The 20,180-nt window shown below is 67.1% G+C and carries 16 protein-coding genes; 12 read left to right on the top strand and 4 right to left on the bottom strand.

The features are described 5' to 3' along the window. The first annotated feature begins 15 nt into the window (after window positions 1-15). The 12 genes from U873_RS0105510 (at window position 16) to U873_RS0105455 (ending at window position 16,114) form a co-directional block, all read left to right on the top strand. Entirely contained in the window at window positions 16-6,354 is a 6,339-nt protein-coding gene (locus U873_RS0105510) for an AAA domain-containing protein (protein ID WP_025127286.1), read from the top strand. Beyond that, complete coding sequence (locus tag U873_RS0105505; protein ID WP_025127285.1) at window positions 6,351-7,685, top strand: hypothetical protein; 1,335 nt, start codon at window positions 6,351-6,353, stop codon at window positions 7,683-7,685. Before U873_RS0105510 ends, U873_RS0105505 begins: the two co-directional genes overlap by 4 nt. A gap of 428 nt (window positions 7,686-8,113) precedes the next feature. Then, entirely contained in the window at window positions 8,114-8,581 is a 468-nt protein-coding gene (locus U873_RS0105500) for a VOC family protein (protein ID WP_025127284.1), read from the top strand. A gap of 297 nt (window positions 8,582-8,878) precedes the next feature. After that, window positions 8,879-10,102, top strand: coding sequence for a PepSY domain-containing protein (locus U873_RS0105495; RefSeq protein ID WP_025127283.1), 1,224 nt, complete (start codon window positions 8,879-8,881; stop codon window positions 10,100-10,102). Beyond that, complete coding sequence (locus U873_RS0105490) at window positions 10,099-10,638, top strand: hypothetical protein (RefSeq protein WP_025127282.1); 540 nt, start codon at window positions 10,099-10,101, stop codon at window positions 10,636-10,638. Before U873_RS0105495 ends, U873_RS0105490 begins: the two co-directional genes overlap by 4 nt. Beyond that, on the top strand, window positions 10,638-10,985 hold the full coding sequence (locus U873_RS0105485) for a hypothetical protein (RefSeq protein WP_025127281.1): 348 nt from the start codon (window positions 10,638-10,640) through the stop codon (window positions 10,983-10,985). The genes U873_RS0105490 and U873_RS0105485 overlap by 1 nt, the downstream gene beginning before the upstream one ends. Further along, window positions 10,982-11,554, top strand: a complete 573-nt coding sequence (locus U873_RS0105480) for a DUF6162 family protein (RefSeq protein WP_025127280.1) — start codon at window positions 10,982-10,984, stop codon at window positions 11,552-11,554. The genes U873_RS0105485 and U873_RS0105480 overlap by 4 nt, the downstream gene beginning before the upstream one ends. 35 nt (window positions 11,555-11,589) lie before the next feature. Then, the gene (locus tag U873_RS0105475; RefSeq protein WP_025127279.1) at window positions 11,590-12,519 is read left to right on the top strand and encodes a metal ABC transporter substrate-binding protein; all 930 of its coding nucleotides are present in this window, start codon (window positions 11,590-11,592) and stop codon (window positions 12,517-12,519) included. Next, complete coding sequence (locus U873_RS0105470; protein WP_025127278.1) at window positions 12,516-13,271, top strand: metal ABC transporter ATP-binding protein; 756 nt, start codon at window positions 12,516-12,518, stop codon at window positions 13,269-13,271. Before U873_RS0105475 ends, U873_RS0105470 begins: the two co-directional genes overlap by 4 nt. Continuing rightward, a complete protein-coding gene (locus tag U873_RS0105465; protein WP_025127277.1) occupies window positions 13,271-14,170 on the top strand; it encodes a metal ABC transporter permease in 900 nt (299 codons plus the stop codon). The genes U873_RS0105470 and U873_RS0105465 overlap by 1 nt, the downstream gene beginning before the upstream one ends. Next, the gene (locus tag U873_RS0105460) at window positions 14,171-15,160 is read left to right on the top strand and encodes a metal ABC transporter solute-binding protein, Zn/Mn family (RefSeq protein WP_025127276.1); all 990 of its coding nucleotides are present in this window, start codon (window positions 14,171-14,173) and stop codon (window positions 15,158-15,160) included. 126 nt (window positions 15,161-15,286) lie between these two features. Continuing rightward, window positions 15,287-16,114, top strand: a complete 828-nt coding sequence (locus U873_RS0105455; protein WP_025127275.1) for a bifunctional 2-polyprenyl-6-hydroxyphenol methylase/3-demethylubiquinol 3-O-methyltransferase UbiG — start codon at window positions 15,287-15,289, stop codon at window positions 16,112-16,114. Window positions 16,115-16,181: 67 nt separating this feature from the next. Here U873_RS0105455 and U873_RS0105450 read toward each other — a convergent pair whose 3' ends face one another. From U873_RS0105450 to U873_RS0105435, 4 genes are all read right to left on the bottom strand, one after another. Continuing rightward, window positions 16,182-16,406 carry an MbtH family protein gene (locus tag U873_RS0105450; protein ID WP_025127274.1) on the bottom strand — a complete coding sequence of 75 codons (225 nt, stop codon included), beginning with the start codon at window positions 16,404-16,406 and terminating at the stop codon, window positions 16,182-16,184. 82 nt (window positions 16,407-16,488) lie between these two features. Further along, window positions 16,489-17,901 (bottom strand): aspartate aminotransferase family protein, encoded by a 1,413-nt coding sequence (locus U873_RS0105445; protein ID WP_025127273.1) that lies wholly within the window; start codon window positions 17,899-17,901, stop codon window positions 16,489-16,491. Window positions 17,902-18,136: 235 nt separating this feature from the next. Next, window positions 18,137-19,435 carry a sensor histidine kinase gene (locus tag U873_RS0105440; RefSeq protein ID WP_029978155.1) on the bottom strand — a complete coding sequence of 433 codons (1,299 nt, stop codon included), beginning with the start codon at window positions 19,433-19,435 and terminating at the stop codon, window positions 18,137-18,139. 27 nt (window positions 19,436-19,462) lie between these two features. Next, entirely contained in the window at window positions 19,463-20,140 is a 678-nt protein-coding gene (locus tag U873_RS0105435) for a response regulator (protein ID WP_025127271.1), read from the bottom strand. Window positions 20,141-20,180: the final 40 nt, after the last annotated feature.

Genomic DNA, 20,180 nt, shown 5'->3' with positions numbered 1-20,180 from the left:
CCGGAACCGTTACCGATGATACGTTTTTGCCCCAATTGCCAGACCGAACGCTCCCTGGCCGAAATCTTCTGCGAAGGCCGCGTGGACAACCGAACCTGCGGCTGGGAACTGTCCACGGTGGCGATTCACCCGCAGGGCTGGCGGCCGCAGCCGGTGGTCACCCAAGAAGTGCTCGAACAGCAGCCTGCTGCCGTGCAGGACAGCGAACCGGCATTGCTCTGTGCCAACGGTCACGCCATGGCCGCGGGCGACCTGATGTGCCTGGAGTGTGGCGCCGATCCGGCGGCCCCCGGTGAGCAGCCACCCGCACCGGCGGTTGCCCAAGCACCAACCAGCGACAGTGACAGCGACAGCGAGACAGTGATCGAAGGCTGGCGCCTGCTGCGCCAGATCAGCGGCACCGCCGTGCGCGAACGCTTTCTCGCCGAGCAGCGGGAGAGCGGGCACCAGGCGGTCCTGACCCTCTATCAGGCCGGCGCCGAACCCGACCCCTCGGTGTACGAGGCCCTCAAGCGCCTGCCCCGGGAACATGTACCGCAAATCATCCTCACCGGGCGCTGGGACGAGCGCGCCTTTGAAGTCGCCGAGGAACTCACCGGCGGCACCCTGGCGGACCTGGGCAACGTCCTGCATGACACGGCCGCGGTGCAGCACATCGTCCGTGAACTGGGTCAGGCCCTGCATGCCTTCAGCGAGGCCGGATTGCGCCACCGCGACCTGCGCCCGGCCACCCTGCTGGTGCGCAGCCGCGACCCCCTGGACCTGGTGATCAGCGGCTTTGGCTCGGCGCGCCTGTCGGAGTTCGACCTGGACATCGTCTCGCCGCTGGAAACCAGCCGCTACATGGCCCCGGAAGCCATCGCCGGCGGGGTGGCCGCAGCTTCCGACTGGTGGAGCCTGGGGATGATCCTGCTGGAGCAGTTGACCCAGGGCGCCTGCTTTGCCGGGATCAACGCCAACGCCTACCTGATTCACGTCCTGGCCAACGGCGTGCTGCTGCCGGATGACCTCGACCCGCGCCAGGAACTCTTGCTGCGCGGCTTGCTGGCCCGTGACCGGCACCAACGCTGGCAATGGCCCCAAGTCCAGGCCTGGCTGCAGGGCGAAAGCCCCAGCGCGCCGAGTTCGGCCACCAGCGAGGAGGACGCCGACCAAGGCGCGACCATCGCCCTGGGCAATCGGCGCCTGCGCCGGCCAAGCCTGTTCGCCCTGGCGGCGGCCGAGGCCGAACACTGGCCCCAGGCCCTGGATCATCTGCTGCGGGGAGTGATCGTCACCTGGGCCGAACAGGCCGGGGCCTCTGCACGGCAACTGGCGGGTCTGCGCCAGGTGGCCCAGCACGAAGGGCTGGAGGACGACACCCGGCTGATGCTGGCGCTGAAGCTGCTGAACCCGGAAATGCCGCTGATCCTGCGCGGCGAAATCGTCACCCCCGGCTGGTTGCTGGAACATCCCCTGGAAGGCTACCGGTTGATCAGCGGTCCGGCGCCGGACCTGCTCGAACGCCTGGAAACCGAACACTGGCTGTCCCGGCTCAAGCTGCGGGAGCAGCAGGTGCGCCAGCGGGCCCAGCACCAGGGCATCGAGCTGGATGAAGACCAGCTGCGCATCTACCTGCTGTCCAGCTCCCGCGCGCGCCTGGCCGCCCAGTGGCAAGAGCGCCAGCGCCTGCTGCCCGACAGCGAGCACAACGGCATCTTGTCCCTGTCCGACCGCCGCGCCATCAGCGAAGAAGACCTGATCGTGCTGCTCAGCGCCGCCATTGGCCAGTTCCGCTCGGTGGACGCGATCCTCGAAGAGGCCGCGACCCTGGCCCGGGAAGCCGTGGTCCTGAGCTTCGATCCCGTGGCGGCCCGCAACCTCCTGAGCCTGCCGCGCCCGGCCCTGTACCGGGAAGTGGATGAGCGCATCAGCGGTTTCGCCCGCTGCGGCGTGCCCGTTGTCGATGACTGGGCCGAGCAGTTCCGCCTGGAGCGGCGCATGCCCCTGGCCAAGGCCCTGGTGCTGCTGGCGATTGGCACCGAGCAATGGCTGGAGCCGCAGAAGCAGCACTATGTTTCGCAGATTCTCGATTTCTTCGAGAAAAAGGTCGCCAGCGTGGTGCTGCGCGGGCCCCTGGTGCGCATGAGCATCGGCAAGACCACCGCCCGGGTCGATCTCCACGAACTGCACAGTGAGCGCAGCCCGGCTCCGGCACTGCTGGACCACCTGGTCGCACGCAACGCCCAGCCCATCAGCCTCGACCCTGCGTGCTTCGGCGAAAACCCGCAGCTGGAACTGCGGCTCAACAGCCTGTACCGGCAGAGCTCGCTGTACAAGCGCGACACCGGCATCGACGGCCTGTACCTGGGGTTTCCCTTCCTCCTGACCCGGGACCCGCGGGGCACCACCCGCACGCGGATCGCCCCGCTGCTGCTGTGGCCGATCAAGCTGGTGCTGGAAGTCGGCAGCCGGGGCAAAGTGGCCCTGGTGTTCGACAGCGAGCGCGAGGAAGTGCGCCTCAACCCGGGGCTCGACACCCTGCTGGGAATAGACGCCGCCAAGGTCTGGCGCAAGGCCGCCGATGAAGTGCTGGGACGTTCGGCCCTCAAGGCCGCCGATGTCATGGATGCCTTCGGCATGCTGGCGACACCGCGTTCCCGGGTACTGGCCAACCTGCCCGCGGCGTCCACCGAAGTGCAGCCCTACCAGGATCAACTGGCCTGTGCCGGGGTGCTGTTTCATGTTGCCTTCATGGGCCAGGCCATCGGCGAGGACCTGCGCCAGCTCAAGGCCTTGCCCCCTGGCGGCACCGGGCTGGAGACCGCCCTGCGCCTGCAGGCCGGCAGCGACAGCGCCGGTGTCGACGCGCCGCAAGCGGTGCCGGAACTGCAGCGCTTCTTCACCGTTGCCAGCGACCCGTCCCAGGAGGCTGCGGTGCTGCAGGCCCGCCAGGCGCCCGGGCTGCTGGTGGAGGGGCCTCCGGGCACCGGCAAGAGCCAGACCATCGTCAACATGGTGGCCGACGCCATCGGCCGCCAACGCAGCCTGCTGATCGTCTGCCAGAAGCACGCGGCCCTGGAAGTGGTGCACAAGCGCCTAGTGGCCGAGGGCCTGGGCAACCGGGTGGTGATGCTCAACGACATCAACCGCGACCGCGAGCCGGTGATCCGCAGCGTCCGTGAGCAACTCGAAGCCCTGTTCAAGGAAGAGGCCCCCGAGCAACCCTGGTTGCGTCAGCGTGAGCGCCTGGCGGCGCGGATCGAGGCCCTGGAGGGGGAACTGGACCGCTTCCACCAGAGCCTGCATCGGGTCGATGAGCACAGCGGCCTGAGCTATCGCCAGTTGATCGGCGAACTGATCGGCCTGGAACAGGGCCCGCCGGCCCTGGATGTCCCGGTCTTGCGCGAGCATCTGGCCGGTCTCGACATCGCCGACCTGACCCGCCTGGAGGAAGCCTGCGCGCCGCTGATACGCCTGTGGCTGCCGGCCCGCTACGAGCACAGCGCCCTGGCCAGGCTCCAGGCCTTTCCCACCGACCCGGCGACCCTGCAAGCCTTCAGCGAAGGCTTGCAGCGCCTGCTGGACTGCGAAACCCGGCGCCTGCAAACCCTGCAGGCGCACCCCGCCAGCTTTGAAGTCGACGACCCCGCGCCTTATCGCGCCTGGCTCGAACGCCATGTGCACAACCTGCTGGGCCTGGACGACCAGCGCCGCCAGCGACTGGCGCGCTGGCTGCCGCTGTTTCGCCAGCAGCCCGGCCAAGCGGCTGAAGGCAACGGGCTGATCCAGGCCCTGCAAGCGCTCCAGCAGCAACTGGAAGCATGCGATACGACGGTTCATCAACAGGCCCTGGCCCCTGGCCTGAGCCGTTTGAGCGCTTCCCAGTTGCGCACCCTGCAGCAGCGGGCCCGCAAGGTGATCCAGGCCCGCTCCTGGCTGGCTCGCCTCAACCCCTTGCGGCTGCTGCGCCAGCGCCAGTTGCTGGGGTTTCTCGCCGAACAGGGCCAGGCCGCCGAGCCATCGGGCCTGCCCGCACTGCTCGCGGCGGCCCTGCTGGAAAGCCAATGGCGGCCATTGCGCAGCCAGTTGCAACAGCTGCATCAGCCATTGGCCCTGGAGGCCGTGGCCGATGACTGCGGCCCCGGGCTGCTGCCCCAGGTACGCCAGGACCTTGGCCAACTGGAGGAGATCCGCGCCCTGGCCCTGGCCCTGGCCGAAGCGCCCCGGGTCGAACAGGTGGACGCCGTGGCGCTGAGCGGTGAACGCCAGTCCCTGGACAGCCTGCTGGCCGGTTACGACGCGGCCTTTATCCGCCACAGCGTGCGCCAGGACAGCCGCAACGCCCTGCAACGCCTGAGCCCATGGCTGCAACCGGACCTGCTGGACCAACTGCAGCAACGGGTGGACCTCAACCAGGGCAATCAGCCGACCCTCGAGCCACTGCGCGAGGCCTTGCCGAGCCTGCCGGCCTACCAGGCCTTCCGCGCGCGCGCCAGCCAGTTGTCGGCCGCAGACCTGGACCTGCTGGCGGTGCTGCGGGACTACCAGAACACCCTGGATACGATCCCTGCCGAGCAGCTGGAAGGGACGGTCCGGCGCATGCTCAACCGCGAAGCGCGCCTGGGCTGGAAACGCCAGATGGAGCAGCAGCGCCCGGAACTGATGCTGGAACAGAACGAAACCGCGGCGAAGATCAGCAGCCTGGCACAGGCCGACACCCAGATGCGCGCCCTCAACCGTCAACTGCTCAGCGAAGGCATCGACCTGGCGCGCCTGGGCACCCGCAAGCAGTGGGAAGACGTCACCCGCCTGACCGGGCGCCGTTCGCGAAGGCTGCGGGAATTCATGGAGATGGGCGCGGGCCTGGGGCTGATGAGCCTGCGGCCGGTGTGGCTGATGAACCCGGACGTGGCCAGCCGGGTGTTGCCGCTCAAGCCCGGGTTGTTCGACATCGTGATCTACGACGAGGCCTCGCAGATGCCGGTGGAGTTCGCCTTGCCCACCCTGTACCGGGGCCGGATCACCGTGGTCAGCGGCGACGAGAAGCAAATGCCGCCCACGGCGTTTTTCTCCAGCCGGGTGGAAAGCGACGAGGCCGAGCTGTTCGACGGTGAACAACCGGATGCCGAGGCCGACGAGGAACAGCGCGAAGCCTTCGAAGACACCTGGAACCGCCGGGAAATCAAGGACTGCCCGGACCTGTTGCAACTGGCCCGCAGCGCCTTGCCCGCCACCACCTTGCAGATCCACTACCGCTCGGCCTACCGCGAGCTGATCGGTTTTTCCAACGCTTCGTTCTATGGCAACCGCCTGAGCATTCCGGTGCGTCATCCCCAGGCCAATATCCTCGCCATCAAGCCCCTGGAGCTGATCCGCGTGGACGGCGTCTACCAGCAACAGATCAACCCCGACGAGGCCGAACGGGTGGTGGACTACCTGGCCGGGCTCTGGCAGACGCCGTACGCCGAGCGACCGTCAGTGGGGGTGGTGACCTTCAACCGCAAGCAGGCCGACCTGATCGAGGAACGCCTGGAACTGCGTGCCGAGCAGGACCCTGTGTTCCGCGCCGCCTACAGCCAGGAGCGCGAGCGCAGCGAGGATGGCGAAGACATGTCGGTGTTCGTCAAGAACGTCGAGAACGTCCAGGGCGACGAGCGCGACATCATCGTGTTTTCCTCGACCTTCGGCCGCAACAGCCAGGGCAGCTTCCGGCGCAACTTCGGGGTGCTGGGGCAAACCGGTGGCGAGCGCCGGCTCAACGTGGCGGTGACCCGCGCCCGGCGCAAGGTGGTGATGATCACCTCGATGCCGATCGCCGACATCTCCGACATGCTCACCACCCAACGCCCGCCCGCCAGCCCGCGGGACTACCTGCAAGGCTACCTGGAGTACGCCCGTGCCCTGTCCGCCGGAGAGTTCGGCAGCGGCCAGCAACTGCTCGGGCGCCTGGTCACCGAGCGCCAGGACCTGCGTGCCCAGCACACCGCCCACAGCGATGGCTTCACCGAGGCGGTGGCGGCCTTTATCCGCTCCCTGGGCTGGAACCCGGTCAGCGCCAACGAAGGCGATGCCTTCGGCCTGGATTTTGCCATCGAGCACCCCGACACCGGGCTCTATGCCCTGGGCATCGAATGCGACACCCCGCGCCACGGCCTGCTGGCCCGCGCCCGCTCCCGGGAAATCTGGCGGCCGTCGGTGCTGGGCCGGGCCATCCCGCACCTGCACCGGGTCTCGTCCCAGGGTTGGTACCAGGACGGCGAAGCCGAGCGCAGCCGCCTGCAAGCGGTCATCGAGCGAGCCCTGAGCCCGGCTACCAGTGCCGAGCCGGCGACTCAACCCCAAGCGCTGCTGGACACGGAGAACACCCCATGAGCGGCCCGAAAGTGGTGCGTATCGTTACCCGCGAAGAAATCCTCGAGATCTGCGCCGGCCATCTGCGGCGCCTGGAACAGGCGATTGCCCGCTGGGAACAACAGGGCCAGCGCCTGGGGCAACTGAGCGCAGAGGAACAGGCGGCGACCCAGGCTCGCTTCGAGCAATTGCGCAGCCTGATCGACGCCGATCGCCTGCAGGAGTTGCAGCGCCAGGTGCCGATCGAAATCGAGTTTCTCAAGGACGACCTGCAGCAGCGGGAAACCCGAGCAGTCCAACAGGCCACGCAACAGCGGCAACTGGCCCGGCGCCAGCGGGAAAATGCCACGACCCTGCTGGGCGCCCTGGAGGCAAGGCCGATCAGCCCCCAGTTGCGGCAGCAGTTGCAGGAAATCGCCGACGGCCAATCCACTGAGGCGGTCGAGTCAATCCTCGCCCAGGGTTTCGCCAGCCTCAGCGCCGCCACCGAACAACCGGGCCTGAGCCAGGCCCAGCTGCAACTGGCCCAGCGCCTGCAGGAAGATCCCGCGCCCCAGTCCCTGGCGCAATGGCGGGCAGCCCATGAACAGGCCGAACCGCGGCTGGAGCGCATCGAGCAGCACATTGCCCAGTTGCTGACCCTGGACCAGCGGGCCAGCGCCGAACCCTACCTGCTCAAGTTGCGCCAGATCGATGCCGAGACTCGCACCCAGCAGCGCAACCTGCTGCTGGACAGCCTGGTGCTGGAGTTGGCCCAGGCCACCCGTGACAGCCAGCAACGCCGCGCTCGCCTGGCCCGCCTCCAGGAACTGGCGAGCGAAGCCGCGACCTTGCTCGGGGATGCCGCCGCTCAATCGCTGGCCGAGGCCGAGCACTGCAACCTGGCCAACATGGCGCCCGTGGAGCCGTTGATCACCCGTTTCAGCGCGATGATCGAGAGCGAGCTGCAACAGCGAGCGGCCCTGGCCCGCCGCCAGGCAGTGCTCGAAGGCTTGAGCAGCCTGGGCTATGAAGTCCGCGAAGGCATGGCCACCGCCTGGGCCCGGGACGGCCGAGTGGTACTGCGCAAGAGCGCCACCCCGGGCTATGGCGTGGAGGTCGGAGGCAACGCCGACAATGGTCGCCTGCAAGTGCGCGCCGTGGCCCTCAGCGCCCAGCGCGATCAGGGACGCGACCAGGACATCGAGACCATTTGGTGCGGCGAATTCCAGCGCCTGCAGAAGTTGCTGGCCGCCCAGGGAGACGACCTGAGTATCGAAAAGGCCCTGGCCGTGGGCGCCGTGCCCCTCAAGGAAGTGCAACTGGAAGACCACCGCGAGGTTCAGCGGCAGACCCTGCAACAACGCCATTGAACCGATCCACCGCCCGCGACGCCCAGCCCATGAGCCAAGGGCGTCGTCGGCGCTGACGTGCCTCAATGACCCGAGGCTATCTGCCCTGTGCAGCGGGTCAGGATGAACGCCCCCCCGGCGTCCGAATCCCGCGTCTTGGCCAGCCAGGGGATCCACGAGCCGTCGCGGTTGCCCGGGCGCGCCACCAGCCATGCGATGTACAGGTCCTGGCGCTTTCCACGATCAACGCGCTGTCGGTATCGATCCCGGCTTTAAGGGCGTGGTTGGCGAAGACCCAGGCCAGGTCCAGCTGGCTCACCGAAGGGGCCCGCAACAGGCCGCTGTTGCCTGGACAACACCTCGTCGGCCCGCTCAAGCGCCCCCGGATCCCGGGTATAGAGTGAAACCTGCTCGATCCCCGCCCAACAACAAGAGCAAGGAGAACCCCGATGAGCGTCAACCCCATTCCCGAAGGCTTCAGCGGCGTCACCCCCTACCTGGGCATCCAGCGCGCCGCCGAGGCCATCGAGTTCTACAAGAAGGCTTTCGACGCGGTGCAGATCATGCGCCTGGACATGCCCGACGGCAGCGTCGGCCACGCCGAACTGCGCATCGGCGGCTCGGCCATCATGCTCGGCAGCCCGTGCGAACAAACCCCGATGGGCAGCCCGGAAGCCCACAAGACTTCAGTCGGGCTGCACCTGTATGTGGAAGATGTCGACAGCCGCTTTGCCCAGGCGATTGCCGCGGGCGGCACCGAGGTGTCGGCGGTCAAGGACCAGTTCTACGGCGACCGCAGCGGCAGCCTGCGGGATCCTTTCGGGCATGTGTGGTTCCTGGCCAGCCGCAAGGAAGAACTGAGCACCGAGGAAATCAGCCGACGAGCCCGGGAGATGTTTCAGCAGCAGGCCGGCTGAGCCTTGCGCCTAGCACCTGTAGGAGCCGGCTTGCCGGCGAAGGCGGGTTTGCCGGCCTCTTCGCTGGCAAGCCAGCTCCTGCGGGGCCAGAACATGCCCCGAGAAACCCGGTTTTATCCAGCTTTTACAGCTTGGAAACATTTACTTTCATATCGCCTTTCGGGATTTACGATTCTCATTCGTCTTAATTAGATGCAGCAGGCCGCGTTGGCCAAGCCTATGCCCGGGCGTTTTTAGCCCGGGCCTCGGTCTGAGGTTCCAGTGCCGCTCCACCCCTCGAATCAAGACGCCCATTCAATGTCGAAGAAGTCCCGTTCAAAAATCTGGTTTCTGGTGCACAGCTGGCTGGCATTGCCCATCTGGTTCTTTGTGCTGATCGTCTGCGTGACGGGCACCCTGGCGGTGGTCAGCCAGGAAATCGTGTGGCTGGCCAACCCGGATATCCGCGCCAGCAAACCCTCGGATGATGCCCAGCCGCTGAACTACGACCAGGTCGTCCAGGCCATCCAGCGCGCCGAACCCCTGACCCGGGTGGACACCATCGTCACCCCGGACGAAAGCCACTTCGCCCTGAGCGTCAGCGTCAGCCGCCCCGACGGCCGCTCTCCGACGCTGTACGTCAACCCGTACACCGGGGCGATCCAGGGCACCAGCCCGGACTTCAACTTCCAGGCCTTCACCCGTGCCCTGCACGGCTGGTGGCTGGTGCCCTTCACCAACGGCTACAGCTGGGGCTGGTACCTGGTGGCCATCCTCGGGCTGCCGATGCTGGCCTCGCTGGTCACCGGGCTGGTGGTCTACAAGAAGTTCTGGAAAGGCTTCCTCAAGCCGACCCTGCGGCTGCGTCATGGCGCGCGGATCTTCTGGGGCGACTTTCACCGCCTCAGCGGCATCTGGTCGATCTGGTTCATCGCGGTGATTTCCATCACCGGCACCTGGTTCCTGATCCAGGCGATCCTCGCCGACAACCACATCAGCATCTCCAGCGAGCCCATAGTCCCGGTGATTGCCCGGGAACAGGTACCGACCACCGCCGACGGCAGCCCGGCGCCGATGATCGCCCTGAACCAGGCCATCGACATCGCCACGCAGAAGATCCCCGGCTTCGACATCAGCTTCGTCAGCCTGCCCAGCAACGCCTACAGCCACCTCTATGTCGGTGGCCGCGGCTGGTATCCATTGATGTACCAGACCGCCAACATCAACCCCTATACCGGCTCCCTGGACACCTCGCACCTGCTCAGCGACCGCACTCCCCTGGAGTTCGTCACCGAATCCATGCGCCCGCTGCACACCGGTGACTTTGGCGGCATCTGGGTCAAGCTGATCTGGTTCTGCTTCGGCCTGATTCTCAGCATGATGGTCCTCAGCGGCCTGCTGATCTGGACCAAGCGCACTGCCCTGGCCACCGCCAACGCCCTGAAGCGCGAGGAAAAGGCTACCCGCCAGCGCCCCGTCGGCAAACCTGCAACGGCGCCCGCGCCGGCCATGAGCATCGAAACCTCGGAGAGTCATTCGTGAGCCAGACCAGCACCGCAACCCCGACCTCGGGCCTGAGCCGGCTCTGGCACAAATGGCGCTTCCACCTGAACATCCTGCTGTTGCTGATCCCCCTGGGGTTCATGCCCAAGTACTTTGCCGACACCGCGCTTTTTCGCGGCGACAGCGGCCTTGGCGAACGGGAGATCGGTGAAGTCCAGGTCGGCCCCTGGAGCCTGCGCCTGGCGGAAATGCGCAACGAAGCACCGCGCCGCGACGGTCCCGCCGGCTACATGAAAAGCTTCAACGCCGCCCTGTGCCAGGCCTGCGCCGACCCGGTCAAGGCCACCTACCTGCGCATCGGCAAGCCGCGCAGCCTGCGGGCCGCCGGGGTGATCTTCTTCGGCAGCCCGTACCGCATGGGCGCCAGCCTGCCGATCCCGGAAAAGACCCGGGCCGACGCCGAACTGTGGATCACCATGGAAGGCTGGGACGGCAGCCTGCACCAGGCCGCCATTCCCCTGAGCCAGGCCTCTCCGGCCACCGTGGCCTGGCTCGAAAAACAAGGAGGCAAATGATGATCCGCGCAGTATCCACGCTTCGCCTGCGGCACCTGGGTGCCAGTGTCCTGCTGGTGCTGGGGGCCGGTCTGAGCACCAGTGCCCTGGCCCACAACCCGATGTGCGAATGCAAGGCCATCGACGCCGAGCAGATCCGCTGCACCGGCGGTTTCTCCGATGGCAGCGGCGCGCCGGGGGTAACCCTGGACGTGATCGGCTATGACGAAACCATCCTGGTGCCGGGCAAGCTCGGCGACGACTCGACCCTGACCTTCAAGAAGCCCTCCGCCGAGTTCTACGTGCTGTTCGACGCCGGCCCCGGCCACGTGGTGGAAATCGACCAAGCGGATATCGAGGCCCCATGAAAGCAGCCACCACCCAGGTCGTGCGCCCCGCCGGTGCCGGCCACGAAACCCTCTATGTGCTGCTGTTGTGCGCGCTGATTCTGAGTGTGGCCGCCACTGTGGTGCTGTGGCGCGGCGAAAAAACCGAGACCGGCAGCATCGCCAGCCACCAGTTGGACGCCCGCCGCGACCTCAGCGCCGGCGAGCAAGGGATCTATGCCGACCTGCGGGTGACCCTCGACGAAATCCTCCTGCTGCGCGCCGAAAGCCAGAGCCTGCCAACGCCCGAGGCGCTGGCCGCAGAAGGCTTCGCCCCCTTCGCCCAGGACGCCAGTTCGGTGAGCCGTGGCGGCCATGTCTGGCAATTGCAGGACCAGGCCTACCTGGGCCTGAGCCAGAACCCGCAGGTGGCCGGTTCCTTTCTGATGCGCATCGACGCCAAGGATGACTCCCAGGCCAACATCTGGCTCAACCGCAACCCCTCCGCGTCCCTGCCCGCCGACCTGAGCGACGCGCCACTGATCGCCGCCGGCTGGCAGCAGGTGGTGGCGCAATTCGATGCCGGAGTCACCCGCCAGCATCGCCACTGATCATTCGCATTCACCCGAGAGAAGACCGCTTGCCCATGCCTATTTCATCTCAACGCCGCCCCTTCCTGCGGGTGCTGCTGGTCAGCCTGCTGGCCCTGATGCTCAGCCCCCTGGCCAGCGCCGACCCAGCCAAGCGCCTGCGCATCGGCATCACCCTGCACCCCTACTACAGCTACGTGGCGAATATCGTCGGTGACAAGGCCGAGGTGGTGCCGCTGATTCCGGCCGGCTTCAACCCCCACGCCTACGAGCCCCGGGCCGAAGACATCAAGCGCATCGGCAGCCTGGACGTGATCGTACTCAACGGCGTGGGCCACGATGACTTCGCCGACCGCATGATCGCCGCCAGCGAGCGCCCGGACATCCCGGTGATCGAAGCCAACCAGAACGTACCGCTGCTGGCCGCCACCGGCGTCGCCGCCCGCGGTGCCGGCAAGGTGGTCAACCCGCACACCTTCCTGTCCATCAGCGCCTCCATCGCCCAGGTCAACAACATCGCCCGGGAGCTGGGCAAGATGGACCCGGCCAACGCCAAGGCCTACACCCAGAACGCCCGCGCCTACGGCAAGCGCCTGCGGCAGATGCGCGCCGACGCCCTGGCCAAGCTGACCCAGGCACCCAACGCCGACCTGCGAGTGGCCACGGTGCACGCCGCCTACGACTACCTGCTGCGCGAATTCGGCCTGCAAGTGACCGCGGTGGTGGAACCGGCCCACGGCATCGAGCCCAGCCCCAGCCAACTGAAGAAGACCATCGACCAGCTGCGTGAACTGGACGTCAAGGTGATCTTCTCCGAGATGGACTTCCCCTCCACCTACGTCGAGACCATCCAGCGCGAGTCCGGGGTCAAGCTCTACCCGCTGTCGCACATCTCCTACGGCGACTACAGCGCCGACAAGTACGAGAAGGAAATGAAAGGCAACCTCGACACCGTGGTCCGGGCCATCCAGGAGTCCGGGGCATGACCGCTCTTGAAACCCTGCTGCGGGGCCCGGCGATCGAGTTCGACCAGGTCAGCCTGACCCTGGGCCGCACCACCATTCTCGACCGGGTGCAGTTCCAGGTGCAGCCCGGCAGCGTGCACGCCCTGGTGGGCCCCAACGGTGGCGGCAAGAGCTCGCTGATCAAGACCCTGCTGGGGCAGATGCCGCACCAGGGCCAGCTGCGCCTGCAATGGCCGGACACCCCGGGCACCATCGGCTACGTGCCCCAGGCCCTGGAGTTCGACCGCGGCCTGCCCATGACCGTGGACGACTTCATGGCCGCCATGTGCCAGCGCCGCCCGGCCTTCCTCGGCCTCAGCCGGCACTACGCCAAGGCCATTGGCGAGGCCCTGGAGCGGGTCGGCATGCAGGACAAGCGCAAGCGGCGCATGGGCGCCCTGTCCGGTGGTGAACGCCAGCGGGTGCTGCTGGCCCAGGGGCTGATTCCGGCCCCGCAGTTGCTGGTGCTCGACGAGCCGATGTCGGCCCTCGACGAGGCCGGGATCCATGTCTTCGAGCGCCTGCTCCACGACTGGCGCCAGAGCGGCATCACCCTGCTGTGGATCGAGCACGACCTGGAGGCCGTAGGCCGCCTGGCCGACCGGGTCACCGGGCTCAACCGCCGGGTGCTGTTCGACGGCCCCGCGGCGCAGACCCTGACCCCGGAACGCCTGCTGAGCCTGTTCTCCACCCACCCGCGCGCCGCCGCCCCAGCCAGCGGGAGTGCTGCCTGATGAGTTATGAAGCTTTTCGCCTGATGGTCCAGGGCTGGGCCTCTTCCGGCTACCTGCCCGAAGCCCTGGCCTACGGGTTCGTGGTCAACGCCCTGCTGGCCGGCCTGCTGATCGGCCCGGTGCTCGGCGGCCTGGGCACCCTGGTGGTGGTCAAGCGCTTCGCCTTCTTCTCCGAGGCGGTGGGCCACGCGGCGCTGACCGGGGTGGCCATCGGCATTCTCCTGGGGGAACCCTACACCGGCCCCTACGGCAGCCTGTTCGGCTACTGCCTGCTGTTCGGCATCCTCCTCAACTACCTGCGCAACCGTACCGGCCTGGCTCCGGACACCCTGATCGGGGTGTTCCTCTCGGTGTCCCTGGCCCTGGGCGCCAGCCTGCTGCTGATCCTCGCCGGCAAGATCAACGTGCACATCCTGGAGAACGTGCTGTTCGGTTCGGTGCTCACGGTCAACGGCAACGACCTCCTGGTGCTGCTGATCGTCGGCGCCCTGGTGCTGGGCCTGAGCCTGCCGCTGTACAACCGCATCATGCTGGCCAGCTTCAACCCGCAACTGGCGGCAGTGCGCGGGGTGGCGGTGAAGTCCCTGGACTACCTGTTCGTGATCCTGGTGACCCTGATCACCGTGGCCGCGGTCAAGGTCATCGGCGCCATCCTGGTGGGCGCCCTGCTGGTGATCCCGGCAGCAGCGGCGCGCCTGCTGAGCCAGTCGCTCAAGGGCTTTTTCTGGATCTCGGTGAGCATTGCCACCGCCAGCACCCTGTGCGGCATCTTGCTGCCCATCGTCTTCGACCTGCCGGTGCCCTCCGGCGCCGCGATCATCCTGGTAGCCGGCGTGGCCTTCGCCCTGGCCGCCATCGCCCGTGGCACGGTCCCCAGCCTGAAAGGGAATATCGGATAAATGCACAGTTCATTGCCTCACCTGTCACTGCGTCGCCTGACCCTGGCCCTGGCCCTCGGCGGCCTGATCAGCACTCCGGCACTGGCCGAGCGCGACCACTTCGAACCGATGCGCGTGGTCGCCAACCACGGCATGGGCAATACCGCGCTGCACAGCGCCACCTCTAGCAAACCACTGACGGTGCTGGCTTCGTTGCCGGTGACCTTCGGCCTGGGGCAGATCCTGCTGCAGGGCACCGACGTCCAGCTGGAACGGGCAGCCCCGGCCAACCTGCCGGGCTCGCGACAGACCGCCTACTTCACCGGGCGCGGTGCCCCGGCCCTGAGCAAGCTGGCGCTGAATGCCGACGCAGTGATCGGCCTGCGCTCGATCTGGCCGGACGACCCGCTGTACCCCAACGCCCGGCGCAGCAATATCCGCATCGTCGAGATCGACGCCGCGCGCCCGGTGGACGGCGCCCTGGCCGGGGTGGCCCTGCAACCGGGCAAGAGCGACGGGCTGAATGCCCAGCCCTGGCTGTCCAGCAACAACCTGGGGCGCATGGCCGACGTGCTGGCCGCGGACCTTGCGCGCCTGGCCCCCGAAGCCAAGCCACAGATCGAGAGCAACCTGGCGGGGCTCAAACAACGCTTGCTGAAACTCAACGCCGACAGCGAGGCGCGCCTGGCCGAGGCCGACAACCTCAGCGTGCTGAGCCTCTCCGAGCACTTTGGCTACCTGGTCAGCGGCTTGAACCTGGAGCTGGTGGAAGTCGACGCCCGCGCCGACAACCAATGGACGCCCGAAGCACTGCAGAAACTGCAAGCCCGGCTCAAGGACAATGACGTGGCCATTGTCCTGCACCATCGCCAGCCGTCCGATGCCCTGAAAGCCGCGGTCAGCGCCGGCGGCAGCCAATTGCTGGTACTGCAAACCGACAGTGCCGACCCGCTGAGTGAACTGGAAGGCAACCTGCAGAAAGTCACCCAGGCCCTGGCCCCGAAAAGCTGAGCCCGCCCCCTGTCGCCGCTGCCGCCCGTTCGGTGGCGGCAGCGCTTACATATTCCCTCAAGATTGTGCGCATTTCCCGGTGCTAGTCTGCGCTTCGCAAACATGCCCAGACAGGAAATCCACGCCATGAGCAACTACCTGAAACTCAACAAGACCAACTGGGACGAACGCGCGCCCCTGCACGCCGCCTCGGCGGATTATGCGGTGCAACGCTTTGTCGACGACGGCGACTATCTTTCCGATGTGGTGCAGTTCGACCGCCCCCTGCTGGGGGATATCCGCGGCCTGCGCGGGGTGCATCTGCAATGCCATATCGGCACCGACACCCTGTCCCTGGCTCGCCTCGGCGCGCAGATGAGCGGCGTGGACTTCTCCCCGGCGTCCCTGGCCGAGGCCCGGGCCCTGGCTCAACGCTGCAAGACGCCTATCGACTACCACGAGTCCGACGTGTTCCTGGCCGCCGAGGTCCTGCCCCAGGGCAGCTTCGATCTGGTCTACACCGGCATCGGTGCCCTGTGCTGGCTGCCGAGCATCGAGCGCTGGGCACGCACCGTCGGCACCCTGCTCAAGCCCGGCGGCCGACTGTTCATCCGCGAGGGACACCCGATGCTCTGGGCCCTCAATGAAGATCACCAGGACTCGCTGCGGGTCGAGTATCCCTACTTCGAACACAGCGAGCCCCTGGTCTGGGATGACGAAAACACCTACGTGGACACCGACAGCCCCCTCAAGGCCACGGTGACCCACGAATGGAACCACGGCCTGGGTGAAATCATCAGCGCCCTGCTGGCCCAGGGCCTGGAGATCACCGGGCTGGTGGAGCACCAGAGCCTGCCCTGGGAGGCCCTGCCCGGGCAGATGGAAATGGATGAACACGGCGAATGGCGGCTCAAGGAAGCGCCGTGGCGCCTGCCGCTGAGCTACACCCTGCAGGCCGTCAAGCGCAGGACCTAGGCACGAGACATGAAAAAGCCCGCTGAACACCAGGGTTCAGCGGGCTTTTGTGTGCCCGGATCGAGGATCAGCCGGCCACTGCCTGCGAGTCCATCTTCTGGCGCAGGCTCAGCGGACGCATGTCGGTCCAGACTTCTTCGATATAGGCCAGGCAGTCCTTCTTGAAGCCGCTCTTGCCCACGGTGCGCCAGCCTTGGGGCACGGCCTTGTAGTCGGGCCAGATCGAGTATTGCTCTTCATGGTTGACCACCACCTGGAACAGGATGTCCTCACGGTCGAATACTGAAGTCATTGCTTGTCTCCATCGCTGATAAGGGACGCCGCGCCCCAGGCGCGGCGGTTGTGTAGAAGGAACGAAGCAGGGCCGCGAAAAATTACAGGCCGGCCACCGCCGCCGCGACCGCCTTGCTGAAGATCTCCGCCACCTGATCGATCTGCGCGGCCGTGATCACCAGCGGCGGCAGGAAACGCACCACGCTGCCGTGGCGCCCGCCCAGTTCGAGGATCAGCCCGCGCTTGAGGCATTCGCGCTGCACCAACGGCGCCAGGCGCGCATGCTGCGGTGGGTGGCCCTGGGCATCCGGCGCGCCGGCCGGGTCCACCAGTTCCACGCCGAGCATCAGGCCGCGGCCACGGACATCCCCCAGTTGCGGGAAGTCGCGCTGCAGGATCAGCAGGTGTTCGCGCAAGCGCTCGCCCATGGCCAACGCGTGCTCGGGCAGCCGGTGCTCCTTGAGGTAGCGCATCACCGCAGAACCGGTGGCCATGGCCATCTGATTGCCGCGGAAGGTGCCGGCGTGGGCCCCCGGCTGCCAGGTGTCGAGCCAGTCGCGATAGACCATCACCGCCAGTGGCAGGCTGCCGCCAATGGCCTTGGACATCACCACCACATCGGGAATGATCCCGGCGTGCTCGAAGGCGAACATCTTGCCGGTACGACCAAAACCGCTCTGGATCTCATCGACGATCAGCGCCACACCGGCTTTTTCAGTGATGCGCCGCAGCCCTTGCAGCCACTCCAGGTCCGCCGGAATCACTCCGCCCTCGCCCTGCACCGCCTCGACGATCACCGCCGCCGGCAGGGCCACCCCGGCTTCCGGGTCGTTGAGCAAGTTTTCCAGGTAGTGCAGGTTGACCTTGACCCCTTCGGCACCGCCGAGCCCGAACGGGCAGCGGTAGTCGTAGGGAAAGGGCAGGAACTGCACGCCATTGTTGAGCAGCCCGGCCAGGGCGCGCTTGGGCCCCAGGCTGCCCATCAGGCTCAAGGCGCCCTGGCTCATGCCGTGGTAACCGCCTTGGAACGACAGCACGGTGCTGCGCCCGGTGGCGGTGCGCACCAGCTTCAGCGCCGCTTCCACGGCGTCGGTGCCGGTGGGGCCGCAGAACTGGATCTTGGCCTCGGCGGCCAGGGCCTCGGGCAACAGGCCGAACAGGTCCTGGACGAACTGGTCCTTGACCGGGGTGGTCAGGTCCAGGGTCAGCAGTGGCAACTCATCGGCCAGCACCTGCTGGATCGCGGCAATCACCACCGGGTGGTTGTGGCCCAGGGCCAGGGTCCCGGCGCCGGCCAGGCAATCGATGAAGCGCCGGCCCTCGACGTCCTCGACGTGGATGCCGCTGGCCCGTTTCAGGGCCAGGGGAATACGTCGCGGGTAGCTGCGGGCATTGGATTCCTGGCGGCTCTGACGGGCCAGCAGGGGCGACTCGTCGAACTGGTAAAGGGGCTCCGCCGATGCAGGGGCCACCCCCACCGGCTGATCTTCCATAAGGCTGGTAACGGCTGACATGTCTCGAACCCTCACGCTGCAATTTAAGCAAAACGGCCACCGGCCGGATGCGCAGCCGAAGCAAGGTGCGCACTGACAGGTTTTCCTGTTCTGGAAACGCACCAGCGCGGTCGGGATTTACACCCAGGGTCAGGGAAATTGCACATATCGCCCCTGTAGGAGCCAGCTTGCTGGCGAAGGCGATCGTTCAGGCCCCTTCGCTGGCAAGCCAGCTCCTACAGGGGCCGGTGATGGGTCAGGCGCGCTGGGCAGGCAGGGTCAACTCGACGCGCAGGCCATCGGGGCGGCTGTCGAAATGCAGGTCGCAGCCGCAACGCTGGACGATGGCCTGGACAATCGCCAGGCCCAGGCCGCAGCCGCTGCTCTGGCTGTCACGCCAGAAGCGCTGGGTCAGGTGTTGCAGGTCTTCGGCGGCAATCCCCGTGCCGTGGTCACGCACCTGGAAGCGCACACGGCCACCGACCCTCTCCAGGTTCAACTCCACCGGGCATTCGTCCGGGGTATGCCGCAGGGCGTTGTCCAGCAGGTTGCGCAAGGCAGCAATGGCCAGGGTCGAGGGCATTTCCACCGGGGCTTCGCCGGCCTTGCCTTCCAGGTGCAGCCTGACCCGGGCCCGGGCCCCCACGGCAGCGTCCTGAATCGCCAGGCGTGCCACCTGCTCGGCGTTGCAATGCACACCGTCATCGAACGACAGGCTGCCCTCGACCCGGGCCAGCAGCAGCAACTGCTCCAGGGTCCGGTGCATGCGATCGGCGCCCTCTTCGGCCCGGGCCAGGGCCTGGTCCCGGGCCGCGCCTTCGGTCATGCGCGCCACTTGCAGGTGGGTCTTGATCGCGGTCAGCGGGCTGCGCAGTTCGTGGGCGGCATCGCCGGTCAAGCGCCGTTCGCGCTCGATGGTCTTGGCGATGCGCTGGAACAGCTGGTTCTGGGTTTCCAGCAGCGGCCGCAACTCGCTGGGCATCGGCTGGACCTGCAGCGGTTCCAGGGAGTCGGCGCTACGGCGCATCAGCGCATCGCGAATGCGATTGAGCGGCGCCAGGCTCTGGCCAATGCCCAGCCACAGCAGCCACAGGCAACCCAGCAGGGCCACGCCCACCGGCACCGAAGCGGCGAGCAGCACCGACATGTTCAGGGCCTCGCGCTCCACCTGACGGTCGGCGGTGGTGATGCGCAAGTCACCGCGCACCAGGGTGAAGGTGCGCCAGGGTGCGCCATCGATCATCTGGTCGTGAAAGCCCAGTTTCTCTGCTTCCAGGGTGTGTTCCGGGGTGCTGTGGCTGCGGGCCAGGATCTGCCCGCGCAAGGAGCTGACCTGGCAGGCCATGCCCCCGGGAATGGTCAGGGCCGCGCTATTGATCTGATTACCCGGGGCGTGGGACGGCAGCGTCGGCATCTGTTCCAACAGGCCGGCCACCATGCGCGCCGAAGCCACCAGGCGCTGGTCCAGGGAAAACATCATCTGGTTGCGCAGATCACTGAGCATCCAGGCCGCAGCCAGGGCCCAGATCAGGATGAAGGCGGCGCCGAGGGTCATGCTCAGGCGCAGGCGCAGGCTCCTCACTTACGGGGTCTCCTCGCCATCCGCCGGGCCCAGGCGATAGCCCAGGCCGCGCACGGTTTCGACGATGCCGTTGCCGAGTTTGCGCCGCAGGTGGTGGATGTGCACATTCAGCGCGTTGCTTTCCAGCTCATCGTTGAAACCGTAGACGCTGTCCTTCAGTTGCTCGCTGGACAGCACTCGGCCACGGTTGTGCAGCAGGGCCTGGAGCAGGGATTGCTCGCGCCGGGACAGATCCACCGGCTGGCCGCCGAGCAGGGTTTCCCGGGTGCTCGGGTCATAGGTCAGGCGCCCATGCTCGATCAGGTTGACGCTGCGCCCGGCGACCCGACGCAACAGCGTGTGCAACCGCGCCGCCAGTTCCCGCAGGTCAAAGGGCTTGAGCAGGTAATCGTCGGCACCGGCCTGCAGGCCGTCGACCCGGTCGGTCACCGAGTCGCGGGCGGTGAGGATCAGCACCGGAATCTCCAGCCCCTGCTGGCGCTGCTGCTTGAGCAGTTTCAAACCGTCTTCATCCGGCAGGCCAAGATCCAGTACCATCACGTCGAAATCGGCCACGCCGAGCATGGCCCGCGCCGCCGAAGCGGTGGCCACGTGCTCGACCGTCAGGCCCTGGGCCGTGAGGCCGGCGACTATCCCGCTGGCAATCAGCTCATCATCTTCACAGACAAGTACGTGCATGGTCGGTCCTGTAACAAAGGCGTTGATTAAGCCGGCAGCG

The sequence above is a fragment of the Pseudomonas sp. PH1b genome (assembly GCF_000633395.1).
Classification (GTDB): Bacteria; Pseudomonadota; Gammaproteobacteria; order Pseudomonadales; family Pseudomonadaceae; genus Aquipseudomonas.
Note: the sequence above shows the minus strand (reverse complement) of the source record. Positions and strands in the feature narration are given on the sequence as shown.

What these genes read in the sequence shown, in the direction of transcription:
- U873_RS0105460 (WP_025127276.1), top strand. Translation starts at nt 14,171, where the DNA reads ATGCACAGTTCATTGCCTCACCTGTCACTGCGTCGCCTGACCCTGGCC.
- U873_RS0105505 (WP_025127285.1), top strand. Translation starts at nt 6,351, where the DNA reads ATGAGCGGCCCGAAAGTGGTGCGTATCGTTACCCGCGAAGAAATCCTC.
- U873_RS0105450 (WP_025127274.1), bottom strand. Translation starts at nt 16,406, where the DNA reads ATGACTTCAGTATTCGACCGTGAGGACATCCTGTTCCAGGTGGTGGTC.
- U873_RS0105495 (WP_025127283.1), top strand. Translation starts at nt 8,879, where the DNA reads ATGTCGAAGAAGTCCCGTTCAAAAATCTGGTTTCTGGTGCACAGCTGG.
- U873_RS0105480 (WP_025127280.1), top strand. Translation starts at nt 10,982, where the DNA reads ATGAAAGCAGCCACCACCCAGGTCGTGCGCCCCGCCGGTGCCGGCCAC.
- U873_RS0105435 (WP_025127271.1), bottom strand. Translation starts at nt 20,140, where the DNA reads ATGCACGTACTTGTCTGTGAAGATGATGAGCTGATTGCCAGCGGGATA.
- U873_RS0105465 (WP_025127277.1), top strand. Translation starts at nt 13,271, where the DNA reads ATGAGTTATGAAGCTTTTCGCCTGATGGTCCAGGGCTGGGCCTCTTCC.
- U873_RS0105485 (WP_025127281.1), top strand. Translation starts at nt 10,638, where the DNA reads ATGATCCGCGCAGTATCCACGCTTCGCCTGCGGCACCTGGGTGCCAGT.
- U873_RS0105440 (WP_029978155.1), bottom strand. Translation starts at nt 19,435, where the DNA reads ATGACCCTCGGCGCCGCCTTCATCCTGATCTGGGCCCTGGCTGCGGCC.
- U873_RS0105510 (WP_025127286.1), top strand. Translation starts at nt 16, where the DNA reads ATGATACGTTTTTGCCCCAATTGCCAGACCGAACGCTCCCTGGCCGAA.
- U873_RS0105445 (WP_025127273.1), bottom strand. Translation starts at nt 17,901, where the DNA reads ATGTCAGCCGTTACCAGCCTTATGGAAGATCAGCCGGTGGGGGTGGCC.
- U873_RS0105475 (WP_025127279.1), top strand. Translation starts at nt 11,590, where the DNA reads ATGCCTATTTCATCTCAACGCCGCCCCTTCCTGCGGGTGCTGCTGGTC.
- U873_RS0105500 (WP_025127284.1), top strand. Translation starts at nt 8,114, where the DNA reads ATGAGCGTCAACCCCATTCCCGAAGGCTTCAGCGGCGTCACCCCCTAC.
- U873_RS0105455 (WP_025127275.1), top strand. Translation starts at nt 15,287, where the DNA reads ATGAGCAACTACCTGAAACTCAACAAGACCAACTGGGACGAACGCGCG.
- U873_RS0105470 (WP_025127278.1), top strand. Translation starts at nt 12,516, where the DNA reads ATGACCGCTCTTGAAACCCTGCTGCGGGGCCCGGCGATCGAGTTCGAC.